This is a genomic window from Achromobacter sp. GW823-FHT04E03 (assembly GCF_058796095.1).
The window spans coordinates 423,922-438,331 of sequence record NZ_JBXAIJ010000001.1 but is presented as its reverse complement, the minus strand read 5'-3'; the positions used below and the strand labels follow the sequence as shown (position 1 = coordinate 438,331).

The window sequence follows — 14,410 nt, the reverse complement described above, 5'->3', positions numbered from 1 at the left end:
GCAGGGGCCAGCCTGCAGGGTCAGTCCGGGAGTATTCCCGCCGCCTTGATGACCTGCGCCCATTTGCGCTGCTCAGCCCGCTGGAAGTCCGCCAGTTCGCCCGGCGTGCCGCCTGCCGGAATCGCGCCCAGTTCAGCCAGGCGCTGCTTCACCGCCGCGTCGCCCAGGGCCTGGTTGATGGCCAGGGACAACTTTTGCTGCACCGCCTGCGGCGTGCCTGCCGGCGCATACATCGCAAACCAGGACGAGGCTTCGAAATCCGGCGCGCCCAAGGCCTCGGCCATGGTTGGCACTTCTGGATAGTCCGGCAGCCGCTGCGCTGTCGTGACAGCCAGCATGCGCAGTTTGCCGGCCTTCACGAAAGGCGTGCTGGTCAGCAGCGTATCGAACATGACCTGGACCTGACCCGCCACCAGATCGGTCACTGCCGGGCTTGAGCCCTTGTAGGGAATGTGGGTCATGGAGGTGCCGGTCTTGTACTTGAAATACTCCGGCACCAGATGGGAAGAGCCGCCATTCCCCGCCGAGCCGTAGTTCACGCGATCTGGGTGGGCTTTCAGGTAGTCCACGAGCTCGCCCACGGTCTGCGCCGGCATCTGTTGCGGGTTGATCACGACTGCGATGGGCACCGTAAGGACCAGCGCCAGGGGCGTGAAGTCCTTGTTCGCATCGTAGGGAATGTCGGGATAGAGCCCCGGATTGATCGCCATGGTGCCGATGCTGGCCATCATCAGCGTGTATCCGTCCGGCTTGCTGCGGGCGACGTCGCCTGCGCCGATGAAGCCATGCGCGCCGGCCTTGTTCTCGATGACGAAAGGCGTGCCCAAGCGGTCGGAGAGCGCCTTGCCGACCACGCGCGCGGCGATATCGGTCGGACCGCCTGCGGGAAACGGTACGACCAGACGGATGGAACGTTCGGGCCATTGCGACCCGCTACTGCCCAGCGCGGGCTGTGCCACGACAGCGCAGGCAAGCGCGGCAATTCCTAAAAGATGCTTCACGGATTTGTCTCCTGGTATGGTCTGCGGCGCGCGTCAGGCGGCGGTCTGGATGCCGGCTTCGCGTATCAGGCGCGCCCACTTCTTCTGTTCTTCCTGGATGTAGCGCTGCGCGGCCTCCGGAGATCCGCCCATGGCCGTACTGCCCTCAGCGGTGAACATGGCAACTGTGGCCGGATCCGCCAGCACCTTCTCCACTACCGCATTGACGGCCCGGACCACCTCGGGCGGGGTGCCGGCCGGCGCGACCAGCGCCTTCCAGTCCAGCGCCTCGAAGCCCTCGTAGCCGGACTCGGCCACGGTGGGCACATCGGGCAGGATCTCCAGCCGCGCGCGCGAGCTGACGGCCAACGGCCGCAGCACCTTGCCCTTGAGCATTTCCTGCGCGGCCTGCGGCGTGGCGAACATGTAGTCGGTATTGCCGCCCAACAAGTCGTTGAGCGCAGGCGCCGCGCCGCGATAAGGCACGTTAAGCACTTGGAACTTGCCCTGATAGGCGAGCAGTTCGCCCGCCAGATGGCCCACCGTGCCGGAACCCGCCAGCGCCTGCTTGATGGCGCCAGGCTCGGCCCGCGCGTCCTTGATCAAGTCGGCCAAGGTTTGCCAACGTGCGTTGGCCTTGACCACCAGCACGACCGGCAGCGATGCGATCAGGGAGACCGCCGCGAAGTCCTTTTCCGCGTCGAAGGGAATCTGCGGCATCAGGGCGGGATTGATGGCCAGGTTGGCGGTCTGGCCCAGGCCCAGCATGTAGCCGTCCGGCTTGGCCTTGGCGACGAAATCCATGCCGATGTTGCCGCCCGCCCCGGGACGGTTCTCCACCACCACCGACCAGCCGGCCAGCGCAGTGACCTTGGCCGCGATGGCGCGCGCCACTGAATCCGTGCCGCCGCCCGGCGTATAGGGAACGATAAGGCGCACAGGCCGCCCGTTCGGATAGGCGGCTGCGGTCTGGGCGCGCAGCGGCAAGGCCGCAGCGCACATCGCCGCGCCCAGGAAAGCGCGGCGGGATAGCGTGATCATGGTTAGTCTCCTTGTGTGATTTGCCTTGCTTTCAAGGCTGCGATTTCGTCGTCGCGATAGCCGACGCCGCGCAGCAGGGCGTCGGTGTGTTCGCCCACCGCTGGCGGCTGCAGGCGTATTCCGGGCTGGGCGCCGCCCAGCGTGAAAGGCGCGAGCGGCGCCAGGGACTCGCGCCCGTCCTCCAGGGTGATGGGCGCGAGGCCGCCGGTAGCCGCCAGATGCGGATCGTCGAACAGTTGCTCAGGCCGCGTGATCGGCGCGAAGGGCAACCCTTCATGCTCGAACACCGCCGCCAACTCGGCCGCGCTGCGGTCCGCCAAGTGCGAGCGCAGCTGCGGCATCAGCCAGTCGCGCGCCTGCACGCGGTCGTTGTTGCTGGCCAGGCGCGGATCGGCCAGCAGCTCGGCCAAGCCGAAGGCGCGACAGAAGATGCCCCATTGCTTGTCGCTGACCACGGCCAGGAAGATCTGTTCGCCGCCCTTGACGGTGAACACGTCATAGATGGCCCAGGCCGAGATGCGGCCGGGCATGGGCGCGGCAGCGCGTCCGGTGACGGCGTACTGCATCATGTGCTGCCCCACCAGGAAGACGTTGTTCTCGAACAGCGAGGCCTGCACTTCCGTGCCCTCTCCCGTCTGCTCGCGCTGCGCCAGGGCCGCCATGGCGCCGATGGCGCCGAACATGCCGCCCATGATGTCGTTGACGCTGGCGCCCGCACGCAGCGGATCGCCGGGACGCCCCGTCATATAGGCCAGACCGCCCATCATCTGCACGACTTCATCCAGCGCCGTCCGGTGTTCGTAGGGTCCGGGCAGGAAGCCCTTGTGGCTCACGTAGATCAGGCGGGGATTGCGTTGCTTGAGCGTGGCATAGTCCAGGCCCAGCTTCTGCATGACGCCGGCCTTGAAGTTCTCGCTCACGATGTCGGCCGAGTCGATCAGGCGCAACGCGGCCTCTATGCCCTCGGGCTGCTTCAGGTCCAGGGCGATGCTCTTCTTGTTGCGGTTGAACATGGGGAAGAAGCCCGCGCCCGAACCCAACAGCCGGCGCGTGCTGTCGCCGCCTACCGGTTCGACCTTGATGACTTCGGCACCAAGGTCCGCCAGCAGCATGCCGCAGGTAGGACCCATGACCATGTGGGTGAATTCGACGACGCGGATGTGTTCGTAAGGCAGGTGCGGACTGGACATGTGCGTGAATCTTCTGCAAGTGTGGGGGGCTGCCGCAGCACCGGCGCGGCCGCATGTTTCTGATGTGGGGATCCCCGGCGCTCAGGCCTGGCCGAATCCCTTGGGCAATCCGGCGTCCGGCGTCATGCCGTACAGCGGCTCGCCCGGAAGTCCGGCGGCGAGCGGCTCGCGCGCGGCAACGATTCCATCCAGGTCGATGCCGGTGCGCACGCCCATGGCCTCGAACATGAAGACCAGGTCTTCGGTGACGACGTTGCCGGACGCACCCGGCGCATAGGGGCATCCGCCCAGGCCGCCCAGCGAACTGTCGAAGGTGCGCACGCCTTCCTCCCAGGCAGCCAGGCAGTTGGCCAGGCCCAGGCCACGCGTGTTGTGCATGTGGGCGGCGCCCGCCTTCTCGCCGATTTCCGCGCGCAGACGGCGGAACAGCCGCCGCACTTGCGCGGGATTGGCATAGCCGACGGTGTCCGACAGCCCCGATTCGTCGGCGCCCGCAGCCACGCATAGCGCCGCCAGGCGGATGACCTCGTCTTCGGGCACCACGCCCTGCAAGGTGCAGCCGAAGGCCGTTGAAATGCCGGCCTCCAGCTTGACCGCGGGAGCCAGTTCATCACGCAGCCTTGCGATCGCCCGGACCTCCTCCACCATTTCCTTGGGCGTCTTGCGCACATTGGCCAGCGAATGCTCGCGGCTGGCGGAGACCGGCATCGTCAATTTGTGAACGCCTGCCCGCAGCGCCGCCTCGGCGCCGCGCAGGTTGGGCACCAGCGCCATGACGGTAAGCGCCGGATGACGCGCCGCATGGCGCACCACCTCGGCAGCGTCCGCCATCTGCGGCAGCAGGCGCGCTGGCACGAAGGAAGCCACTTCGATTTCGCGCACGCCAGCCGCGACCAGCGCGTCGATCCAGCGCAGCTTGTCGGCGGTGGGCATGGTCGCCTTGACGGACTGCAAGCCATCGCGCGGACCGACCTCGCTGATCAGGACGTCGGGTTTGCGGTCGTTGGGCTGGGCCATGTTTGAAATCTCCAATAATTCTATCTAATAGAACGATGTTTCTTTAGATAGAATTATTGAATTCACCGACCGTAGCTGTCAAGCGCCGGGGCGTACAGGAAAACCACGAGCGGGGCATTAGGCAGCGCCTACAATGCCGTCATTCGTTCTAAAGGATGGAATATGGTCCCGCCCCGGAATCAACCCCACGGAGCCGCGCATGCCGCGTAAAGCCGCCACGGAATCACTGGCCGATACCGATGCCGCCCAAGGCGGCGTGGCTGCGGTAGACCGCGCGCTCAGCCTGATGTCGGTTTATGCGGCCGGCGACAAAGCTCTGTCACTGGGCGAACTGGCCGAGCGCACGCGTCTGTACAAGAGCACGGTCCTGCGACTGCTGGCGTCGCTGGAGCATGCCGGATGGATCCAGCGCCTGGACGATGGCCGCTATGCCCTGGGCGGAGAAATCGCCCGTCTGCACGGCATCTACGCAGCCTCGTTTTCATTGGAAGAGGTGGTCATGCCGGTATTGCGCGACCTGGTCGCGGCAACCGGCGAAAGCGCGGCCTATCACGTCCGCCAGGGCGATGCGCGCCTGTGCCTTTACCGCGTGGATTCGCCGCATCCGGTAAGAGACCACATCCGCGCGGGCGATCTGCTGCCGCTGGACCGCGGCAGCGGCGGACGCGTCCTGACGGCCTACGATCCCCTGCTGGGGCGGGCGCCGGGACCGGACCAGGAACTGCATGCGCGCATCCGCGCCGACGGTTATTTCGCAGCCATGGGCGATCGCCTGGCGGAAGTGGCGGGTATTTCCGCGCCCGTCTTTCTGCTCAATGGCGAAATCGCGGCGGCAGTGACGCTGACCGCGCCCGTCCATCGTTACGTTGCCGCCCATCTGGCAGCGGTACAGGAGGCGGCGCGGCGCCTGACGGGGAAAGTCGGTTAGCGGACCCGGAGCCGGGGCCCCACTGAGGAAGGGTTCTTGAGTCGCCGGCGTCCGGACTGCGGGATTCCGATGCTCGCCCCGGTGGGGCTGCGCTTCGGATCCCTCCGCCCGGACACCGGCTCACAGTATCTGCCCATGAACGGGGTTCGAAACCACCGCATTAGACGACTACGAGCCGAGCTGGCCCGGAGCCATCCGAAGCGCAGCCCCACCGGGGCGAGCATCGGAATGGCGCAGGGCTGCCTCGGCGGCGAAAGAACCCTGACACCCGCAAGCTCGAAGCCCTGTCGCTTCGACTTTGTGAGGCTGGGTTCTTGAGCCACCGGCGTCCGGGCTGCGGGATTCCGATGCTCACCCCGGTGGGGCTGCGCTTCGGATCCCTCCGCCCGGCCACCGGCTCACAGTATCTGCCCATGAACGGGGTTCGAAACCACCGCATTAGGCGACTACCAGCCGAGGTGGCCCGGAGCCATCCGAAGCGCAGCCCCATTGGGGCGAGAATCGGAATGGCGCAGGGCTGCCTCGGCGGCTTAAGAACCCCGACATCCGCAAGCTCGAAGCCCGGTCGCTTCGATTTAGTGAGGCGGGGTTCTTGAGTCGCCGGAGTCCGGACTGCGGGATTCCGATGCTCACCCCGGTGGGGCTGCGCTTCGGATCCCTCCGCCCGGCCACCGGCTCACGGCATCTGCCTATGAACGGGGGCTGAAACCAACGCATTAGGCAACTCCCAGCCCGCAGCGGCCACGGCGATCAAGACTGCGGCCCGCCAGGCAGCACCAGCTTTTCCAGGTAGTCCAGGTCCTCGCGCACCAGCCGCAAGGACTCGCTCACGTCCGGCGACCTGGGGCGCCGCGACGCGTCGCGCAGCAATGATTGCACCGCCATATCGGCCATGATGGCCGCGACTTCGGCGCGGCTCAGCCGGCCATCCGGCTTGTACCACCACGCAGACCAGTTGCACATGCCGATGAGACTGAAGGCGGCGACGTGCGGATCGACCATGCGGAACTGGCCGTCGCGGATGCCGTTTTCGATGACGCGGCTGAAGTTCTCCAGCACGTTGCGGCGCGACGCCTGCACGGCGGCGCGCTGCTTGGGCGTCATGTCGGCCTCGGTACGATCGGCCACGCGGAACTCGGCGGTGCGCGACAGGATCAGGTCGGCATGCCGCGTGACCAGCGCGCGCAGCGCCTCGACCGGATCCAGGTCCTCGCGGGTGGCGGTCTCGCCGGCCATTTTCTTGGCCGCGCTCAGCACGTCCTCGGTCAGCGAACGCAGGATCTCGTCCTTGCTCTTGAAGTAGTAGTAGACGGCGGTGCGGCTCAGTCCCAGGGATTCGGCGATGTCCTGGATGCTGGTGCCGCCGCTGCCGCGCTTGATGAATAGCGTCGCCGCGGCGTCGAGTATGGCGGTGCGCAGCGCTTCGCCCTTCAGCGCTCCCTTGGTGCTTGCGTCGTTCACGTTGCGATGTTCCTCGAATGGACCGTCCGGGACGGCCCCGTCCCGAAATTATGGCATGCGCGTTTACGTCTCCAAGCCGCGCCGGCCGGCGTTTTCCCGCGACTGAGTCCCCAATTTTTGACGCTACTGTCAGTTTTTTAAATTTAATTGACACTAAAGTCAAATATTCGTCTAATACGTCAAACCGAGGTCCCAGGACCATCGCCACAGGAGACGAATGTGACTACCGCCGCCCCCTCCAGCCAGATCACCGCAGGCTTTCTCAACACCGATTGGAATCCGCGCGACCTGCCCGCCGGCGCCTCGACCCGCAACGTCGTGCTGCGCACCGCCGACGGCGCCGCCACTTCCGGATCGCTGTACCAGCCGGCCGGCCCCCGTCCCGACACCGTGGTCTGCGTGATGCATCCACGCGAGTTCATGGCCTGCCATTACCTGATCCCCGACATCGTCGGCGCCGGTCTTGCGGCGTGGTCGCAAGGGGCGCGCTCGGTCGGCAACGATCTCAGGCTGGAACACGAACAGGCGCTGCAGGACGTGGCCGCCGGCCTGCGCTTCCTGCGCGAACAGGGCTTCAAGAAAATCGTGCTGCTGGGCAATTCCGGCGGCGCCGGCCTGTACGCGTTCTATGCGCAGCAGGCCGGCCTGCCCGCTGGCGAGCGCGTCGCCCGCACACCGGGCGGCAAGTCCAGCGGGCTGGATGAACTGGACATGCCCGAAGTGCACGGCCTGGTGCTGGTGGGCCCGCACCCGGGCCAGGGCTCGCTGCTGCTGAACTGCATCGATCCGTCCGTCGCCGACGAGAACGACGCGCTGTCGGTAACGCCGGACCTGGATCCGCTGGCGCCCGAGAACGGTTATCGGCCCAAGGGCCAGGCGCGCTATGCGCCGGAGTTCGTCGCCCGCTACCGCCAGGCGCAGCGAGACCGCGTGGCGCGGCTGGACGCGCAGGCGCGGCAGATGATCGCCGACCGCCTCGCGGCCCGCGCCGACGTCAAGAGCGGCGCCGACGCCTCGGCCGAACGCCGGCGCCAGGCCGCGCACACGCCGGTGCTGGTGGTCTGGCGCACCGACGCCGACCTGCGTTGCCTGGACCTCAGCCTGGATCCTTCGGACCGCCACCCGGGCTCGCTCTGGGGCAAGGATCCGTACGCGTCGAACTACGGCGCCGTCGGCTTCGCCCGCTTCTGCACGCCCGAGAGCTGGCTGTCGACCTGGTCCGGCCTGTCTTCCCACGCCAGCATGGCGCGCACCGCCGGCGGCATCAGTCAGCCCACCCTGATCGTCGAATACACGGGCGACCAGGCCTGTTTCCCTTCCGACGTGCGCGCCATCCACGACGCCATCCCCGCGCCGGACAAGACCCACCTGCGCATCCGCGGCGATCACCACGGCCGCGCGCTGGTTGAAGGCGAAGAACCCGGGCGCTACGCGGCCGGCCGCGAACTGGCCGCCTGGCTGCGCCAACGTTTCCTGTAATCCGAATGCCGACGGAGCAAGTCATGACTGCAACTCCCAAGACCCCCGCCCCCCTGCGCCTGCACGGCGTGGACCATACGGCGCGGCCCACCTGGCGCCTGCGCGAAACCGTCGCCTTCTATCGCGACATCCTCGGCCTGCCGCTGGTGCATGTGATCTCGGCGCGCGGCTGGGGTCCCGCCACGCACCCGGACTTCCTGCATTTCTTCTTCGACAGCGGCCAGGGCAGCACCATCGCCTTCTTCTACTACCTGGGCTCCGACGAACCCGAGGCGCTGCGCGGACGCAGCCGCATGCGGCCGCTGCCGGAAGACCACGTGTTCGACGCCACCCACACGGCCTGGCTGGTGGAAAGCGAGGACGAGCTCAAGGCCTGGAAGCAGAAGTTGCAGGATGCCGGGCTGGAAGTCTCGGTCGAAACCCGCCATGAAGTGATCGAATCCATCTACGTACGCGATCCGAACGGCTATTTCATCGAATTCACGCGCAAGCTGCGGCCGCTGGGCGAAGTCGACTCGATCGACGCCGCCCTGACGCTGCAGGCGGCCATGCAGGCCGAAGCCGATGCGGAATCAGCCGGCGGGCGCATCCAGCACATCGACGACGTCTGGGCGCGCAAGGCGGCGCTGCTGGAAGACCGGCTGGAGCTGGCGGATGGCCGCGTCGAACCGTCCGTGCGGATCTTCGTGCCGCGCGTCGAAGAGTTTTCATCCCTGGTCGAGGACGCCTCGGGTCGCGAAAACTGCACCGTGGTGCCGGGCGAGCATTTCGACTGCATCGTCTCCGACGGCCCGGTGGAATTCCAGCGCAAGGCCCTGGGACTCAAGCCCGCCGTCTGGTATGGCTTGTTCACCGGCGGCGTCAGCGGCACGATCGACGTACTGGACCGGGACCGCGTGCGGATCTCGGCCGCGCGGCACTGAGACACGGGCCTGGAGGAGACCATCATGCGAGATATACGCCACCCCATAGAGGGCGTGATCTACCACCACCCCGAGCGGGCGCGCCAGTACTTCGCCAGCGGCGCCTGGGAACCTTCAACCGTCGGCGCGGCGCTGCACGCCACCGCCCAGCGCTGCCCCGAGCGCACCGCGCTGATCATCGACGAAGGCAGCCTGAGCTTTCGCGAGCTGGACGAACAGACCGACCGGCTGGCCGCCGCGCTGCTGAAGCTGGGCCTCGCGCCCGCGGACCGCGCCATCTTCCAGATGGGCACCACGCTGGAAACGGCGTTGGCCCTGCTTGCCTGCTACAAGGCGGGGATCGTCCCCGTCTGTTCCCTGCCGCAGCACCGCGAACTGGAGATCGGCCAGTTGTCGCGCCAGACCCGCGCCCGCGGCTATTTCGTGCAGGCCGACTTCGGCAAGTTCGATCTGCCCGCCTTCGCCGCGGGCATGCTGGCCGCAAGCGACACGCTGGAGCACCTGGTCGTGGCGCGCGGCGACTCGCCGCATGGCGTGTCCCTGCACGCGCTGCTGGATGCGATGCCGCTGGCCGAGGCCCGCCTCATCCTCGCCGAGCAAGGACCCGGCTGCGAGGACGTGCTGAGCTTCCAGCTGTCGGGCGGCACGACCGGCATGCCCAAGATCATCCCGCGCTTCCATGCCGAGTACCTGGGCCATTCACTGGCCTGCGCCCGGCGCTACAAGATGCAGGACGACGACCGCATCATCTGGGCCCTGCCCTTGCTGCACAACGCGGCCCAGGTCTATGTGCTGATTCCCGTCATCGCCATGGGCGTGTCCGCGGTGCTGATGCCGCGGGTCGACGTGCCACGCATGCTGGAACTGATCGAGCGCCACCGCGTCACCCGCGCCATGTCCATCGGGCCGATAGCGCCGCAGATCATGGCCTTCGCCGACCTGGCGAACTACGACCTGTCGTCCCTGCGCCTGTTCATCACCATGAGCGCCGCGGACCGGCTTGAAGCGCACCTGAACGTGCCCTGCTCCAACCTGTTCGGCATCACGGAAGGATTGCTGCTGGGCTCGCCCGCCGACGCGTCCGAGTACGAACGGCACCATACGCAAGGCCGCTCGGGCTGTCCCGAGGACGACATCCGCCTGCTCGCGCCCGGCACCGAGGAACCAGTGGCCGAAGGCCAGATGGGCGAACTCTGCTTCCGCGGCCCCGCCACGCTGCCCGGGTTCTTCGACGCTCCCGCGGCCAACGCCTCCGCGTACACCTCGGACGGCTATTACCGCACCGGAGACATGATGACGGCGCGCGTGGTCGATGGCGCAACCTGCTACGCCTTCGAAGGCCGCCTGCGCGACAACATCAACCGCGGCGGCGAGAAGATCGGCTGCGAGGAAGTCGAGGCGCTGGTGGGCGCGCATCCGGCCATTTCCGAAGCGCGCCTGGTGGCCATGCCCGACCCCTTCTATGGCGAAAAAGGCTGCATCTTCATCATCGTCCGGCCCGGCCACACGGCGCCCGGCCTGACGGAGCTGGCGGACTTCCTCACCGGCCAGGGGCTCGCCAAATACAAGTGTCCGGAACGCATCGAGCAGATCGAAGCCTTCCCCGTCACCAAGGTCGGCAAGCTCGACAAGGCGGCCCTGCGCCATAGCGTCGCGGAAATGCTCAACCAGGAAGCCGCCAAGGCCCGGGAGAACGGCAATGACCAGCACTGAATACGTCCTGAGCGAAACGCCTTTCATCGTGCGCCGCCGCGTCAAATGGGGCGACTGCGATCCCGCGGGCGTGGTCTACACCGTCACGTTCGGCGAATACGTGCTATCGGCCGCCGAACTGTTCTACGGCCACCTGTTCAATGGCACGCCGCAGCGCATCAAGGATGAGCACGGCTTCGGCACGCCGACGCGCGCGCTGTCGTTCGACTTCCAGGCCTCGCTGTGGCCGGACGAGGAATTCGACATGTGCGTCAGGGTCGAGGAAATCCGCACCCGCACCTACACCCTGCACGTCGCCGGCAGCGTGCGGGGCCAGCCCGCGTTCGACGCCAGGCTGACCCCGATCTGCGTGGCGCGCGGCGAACGGCGCGCCATCGAAGTACCCGCCGCGCTGCGCGGCGCGCTGCAGTCATATCGGCAAGCCTGCGCGCAGGCCGAAGCAAACAGGAGTGAAGCCAAATGAAGATCGCTGTCATCGGAGCGGGCCCCGCCGGCCTGTACTTTTCGCTACTTGCCAAGAAGCATGCGCCGCAGCATGAAATCACCGTTTACGAACGGAACCCGCGCGGCGCCACCTACGGCTGGGGCGTGGTGTTCTCGGACATCGGCCTGGCCTTCCTGCGCGAAGCCGACCCCGAATTCTTCAAGGCCTTCGTCGCGCACCACGAACGCTGCGACTACATGGAGATCATCCACCAAGGCGCCCGCGTCCAGGTCCAGGGCAACCATTTCTCGCGCACGGCCCGCATCGACATGCTGGAAGTCCTGGAAAAAGCCTGCGTGGAGGCCGGCGTCCAGATCCTGCACGAACAGCAGATCGACGACGTGGAGCGGCTGGCCGCGGAAGTGGACATGGTCGTGGCCGCGGACGGCAGCAACAGCGCCGTGCGCAAGCAGTACGCCGAACACTTCCGGCCCAGCTTCGAACGCCGCCGCAACAAGTTCGCCTGGTACGGCACACGCCAGCGCTTTCATCCGGTATCGCTGATCTTCCGCGAAACGGACCACGGTATCTTCATCGCGCACAGCTACCAGTACAGCAAGGACCTCAGCACCTTCCTGGTGGAAGTGGACCCGGACACCTGGCAGCGCGCCGGCCTGGACACGGCCAGCGAGGACGCAAGCCGCCAATATTGCGCCGAGGTGTTCCGCGCCGACCTGGGCGCCAACGAACTGCTGGGCAACCGTTCCCTCTGGTTCGAGGCCAACATCGTGCGCAACGAACGCTGGTCGCATCGCAACATCGTCCTGCTGGGCGATGCGCTGCGCACCGTGCATTTCTCGCTCGGCTCCGGCACCCGCATGGCGATGCAGGACGCGATCGCGCTGCACCAGGGCCTCACCCAGCATCCGGAAGACACGCAGGCCGCCTTCGCGCATTTCGAGGCGCAGCGCCGTCCGGCATCGGCCAATTTCCAGACTGCCGCCGCGCGCAGCCTGGACTGGTACGAGAACGTGGCCGACAAGATGCACCTGGACCCCGTGTCCTTCGCCTACGACTACATGCGCCGCACGGGCCAGGTCAGCCACGACGACCTGCGCCAGCGCGACCCCGGCTTCGCCGCCGCCTACGAGGCGCTGCACCCGGAGGCGGCAGCGGTGTCCTGAGCCACGCACCCTTTTGCTGTAAGTACCCGGCCGCGGCGCATCCGCGCATGCGGCCCCGACGATAAGCGGCGCGGGGAAGCGCCGCAAAAACCATCCATGGAAAGTGGAGGAGACATGAAAAATACTCTCTGGTGCATGGCGCTGACCGGCGCCCTGGCCTGCGCCTCGGCACAGGCCCAATCCGACAAGTACCCCGAACGGCCGGTGCGCATCGTGCTGCCGTATTCGGTGGGCAGCGGCCCCGACGCCGTCGCCCGCATGCTGGGCGAACAGCTCACGGCGGCCTGGAAGCAGCCGCTTATCGTGGAGAACAAGCCCGGCGCCAACGGCTGGCTGGCGATCGGCGAGGTCAAGCGCGCCACGCCCGACGGCTACTCGCTAGCCGTGGTGGACAACACCCACATGACGCTGCAGCCGCAGCTCTACCGCAATCTGCCCTTCGATCCGGTCAAGGATTTCGTCCCTGTGGCGCCGATCTACACCACGCATTTCTTCATGGTGGTGTCGGCCTCGTCCCCCTGGAACAACGTCACCGACCTGATCGCCGCGGCCAAGGCCCAGCCCGGCAAGCTGACCTACGGCACCTGGGGCATGGGCAGCGTGGCGCATGTGGGCACCTCCATGTTCCAGACCGCCACGCAGACCAGCATGACGCACGTGCCTTTCAAGGACCTGGCCCAGCTCTACACGGCGGTGGCCAATGGCGAGGTCGACTGGGCTTTCGGCACGGCCGCCACCGTGCAGAACCTGTACCAGGCCAAGCGGGTCAAGCTGCTGGCGCTGGCGGCGCCGTCCCGCCTCGGTTCCTACGCCGACGTGCCCACGGTCAGCGAGGCCGGCGGCCCCAAGGACTTCGAGTTGAAGACCTGGGTCGCGGCCTTCGCGCCCAAAGGCACGCCGGATGCCGTGGTCAAGCGCATCAACGCCGCCATTGCCCAGGCCGTGGTCACGCCCGCGGTGCGCAAGCGCTTCGAGACCTATGGCTTCGACGCCTGGCCGCAGGATGCCGCCGCGCTGGCCCAGGCCCGCGACGCGGATTCGGCGCGCTTCGCGGCCGTGGTCAAAGAGGCCAATATCTCGCTGGACTGAAGCGCAGTCCCGGGGCCGCCCGCGGCGGCCCCGCTACCCTTCCGGCGCCTTGGGCGTGGCCGTCAGCCGCTGCGCCATGAACTCCAGGAACTCGCGCGCCAGGGCCGGCAAGGTCCTCCCCTGCAAGGTCAGGACCTGGATGCTCCGCTGCCGCATTTCCGGATTGCTGAACGGCACCGCGACCAGGCCTTCGCCGTCGCGTTGTCCCAGCACCGTCAGGTAGCCCGACAGCGCCACGATGTCGCTGCCCGGCAGCATGGGCAGGAAGGCCGCGGAATGATTGGACACGTAGGCCGGCTCGATGTGCAGTCCGGCGTTGGCGCAGGCCGCGTCAAACAGCTGCCGCACCGTAGTGCCATGGTCGCCCAGCGACAGCGGCACCTTGGTCAGGTCGCGCACGCCAAGGCTGCGGCGGCTGGCCAGCGGATGGTTGCGGCACATGACCGCATAGACCGGCGCGCGCACCAGCAGTTCGGTCTTGAGCCGGTCGTCCTGCGCGGTGGTGTAGCGCAGCGCCAACTGCGACAGGCCCTCCAGGATCTGGCGGCTGACCTCCTCGGGGCGCTCCACGTGCAAATGGAAACGGGCCTCGGGCCTGACCCGCTTGAACTCGGCCATGCACATGGGCAGGAAGCGGTGGGCGAAACCCTCGGTGCAGGCCAGGCGTATGGTCACGTCGCCCAGGTGGCCGCGCTGGCGGATCTCGGTGGTGACGCGCTCGGCTTCCAGGGCGGCGGCATTGGCGTAGGCCGCCAATTGGCGGCCGGCTTCGCTCAGCTCCATGCCGCGCGCCTGCCGCTCGAACAGCGCGATGCCCAGCCCGTCCTCCAGCTTGGCGATCTGCCGGCTGACGGCAGAAGCCGCCACGTGCTGTGCCGCCGCGGCGCCCGCGATGGAACCGCAGCGCGCGACCTCCAGAAAATACCTCAAGCCCAGCGAAATCATGGCGGCCCCTCTTATCCATGCCTTTATGGCAATGAA

13 protein-coding genes are annotated in these 14,410 nt (G+C 67.2%); 7 read left to right on the top strand and 6 right to left on the bottom strand.

Annotation, left to right across the window (positions count from 1 at the left end; all coding sequences use genetic code 11):
• Window positions 1-20: 20 nt before the first annotated feature.
• From AC1RHV_RS02055 to AC1RHV_RS02040, 4 genes are all read right to left on the bottom strand, one after another.
• Window positions 21-1,001, bottom strand: a complete 981-nt coding sequence (locus tag AC1RHV_RS02055; protein WP_244300399.1) for a Bug family tripartite tricarboxylate transporter substrate binding protein — start codon at window positions 999-1,001, stop codon at window positions 21-23.
• 33 nt (window positions 1,002-1,034) lie between these two features.
• A complete protein-coding gene (locus AC1RHV_RS02050) occupies window positions 1,035-2,021 on the bottom strand; it encodes a Bug family tripartite tricarboxylate transporter substrate binding protein (RefSeq protein ID WP_054454785.1) in 987 nt (328 codons plus the stop codon).
• Window positions 2,022-2,023: 2 nt separating this feature from the next.
• Window positions 2,024-3,211, bottom strand: a complete 1,188-nt coding sequence (locus AC1RHV_RS02045) for a CaiB/BaiF CoA transferase family protein (RefSeq protein ID WP_492299644.1) — start codon at window positions 3,209-3,211, stop codon at window positions 2,024-2,026.
• A gap of 81 nt (window positions 3,212-3,292) precedes the next feature.
• A complete protein-coding gene (locus AC1RHV_RS02040; RefSeq protein ID WP_460359926.1) occupies window positions 3,293-4,228 on the bottom strand; it encodes a hydroxymethylglutaryl-CoA lyase in 936 nt (311 codons plus the stop codon).
• Window positions 4,229-4,427: 199 nt separating this feature from the next.
• Between AC1RHV_RS02040 and AC1RHV_RS02035 the strand changes: the two genes are divergently transcribed.
• Window positions 4,428-5,156, top strand: a complete 729-nt coding sequence (locus AC1RHV_RS02035; protein ID WP_119451136.1) for an IclR family transcriptional regulator — start codon at window positions 4,428-4,430, stop codon at window positions 5,154-5,156.
• A 750-nt stretch (window positions 5,157-5,906) separates the two neighbouring features.
• On the opposite strand, the gene AC1RHV_RS02030 is transcribed toward AC1RHV_RS02035, so the two are convergent.
• Entirely contained in the window at window positions 5,907-6,617 is a 711-nt protein-coding gene (locus AC1RHV_RS02030; RefSeq protein ID WP_492299643.1) for a TetR/AcrR family transcriptional regulator, read from the bottom strand.
• Window positions 6,618-6,836: 219 nt separating this feature from the next.
• On the opposite strand from AC1RHV_RS02030, the gene AC1RHV_RS02025 reads away from it, so the two are divergent.
• The 6 genes from AC1RHV_RS02025 to AC1RHV_RS02000 all read left to right on the top strand — a co-directional run bounded on the left by AC1RHV_RS02025 (window position 6,837) and on the right by AC1RHV_RS02000 (window position 13,429).
• The gene (locus AC1RHV_RS02025; RefSeq protein ID WP_119451134.1) at window positions 6,837-8,096 is read left to right on the top strand and encodes an alpha/beta fold hydrolase; all 1,260 of its coding nucleotides are present in this window, start codon (window positions 6,837-6,839) and stop codon (window positions 8,094-8,096) included.
• A gap of 23 nt (window positions 8,097-8,119) precedes the next feature.
• Window positions 8,120-9,019, top strand: a complete 900-nt coding sequence (locus AC1RHV_RS02020) for a VOC family protein (RefSeq protein ID WP_492299642.1) — start codon at window positions 8,120-8,122, stop codon at window positions 9,017-9,019.
• 24 nt (window positions 9,020-9,043) lie between these two features.
• Window positions 9,044-10,732, top strand: a complete 1,689-nt coding sequence (locus tag AC1RHV_RS02015; protein ID WP_054456831.1) for an AMP-binding protein — start codon at window positions 9,044-9,046, stop codon at window positions 10,730-10,732.
• Entirely contained in the window at window positions 10,719-11,195 is a 477-nt protein-coding gene (locus AC1RHV_RS02010) for an acyl-CoA thioesterase (protein ID WP_054456830.1), read from the top strand. Before AC1RHV_RS02015 ends, AC1RHV_RS02010 begins: the two co-directional genes overlap by 14 nt.
• Window positions 11,192-12,340, top strand: coding sequence for an FAD-dependent monooxygenase (locus AC1RHV_RS02005; protein WP_492299641.1), 1,149 nt, complete (start codon window positions 11,192-11,194; stop codon window positions 12,338-12,340). The genes AC1RHV_RS02010 and AC1RHV_RS02005 overlap by 4 nt, the downstream gene beginning before the upstream one ends.
• A gap of 114 nt (window positions 12,341-12,454) precedes the next feature.
• The gene (locus AC1RHV_RS02000; RefSeq protein ID WP_119451131.1) at window positions 12,455-13,429 is read left to right on the top strand and encodes a Bug family tripartite tricarboxylate transporter substrate binding protein; all 975 of its coding nucleotides are present in this window, start codon (window positions 12,455-12,457) and stop codon (window positions 13,427-13,429) included.
• A gap of 33 nt (window positions 13,430-13,462) precedes the next feature.
• On the opposite strand, the gene AC1RHV_RS01995 is transcribed toward AC1RHV_RS02000, so the two are convergent.
• Entirely contained in the window at window positions 13,463-14,374 is a 912-nt protein-coding gene (locus tag AC1RHV_RS01995; RefSeq protein ID WP_054456827.1) for a LysR family transcriptional regulator, read from the bottom strand.
• Window positions 14,375-14,410: the final 36 nt, after the last annotated feature.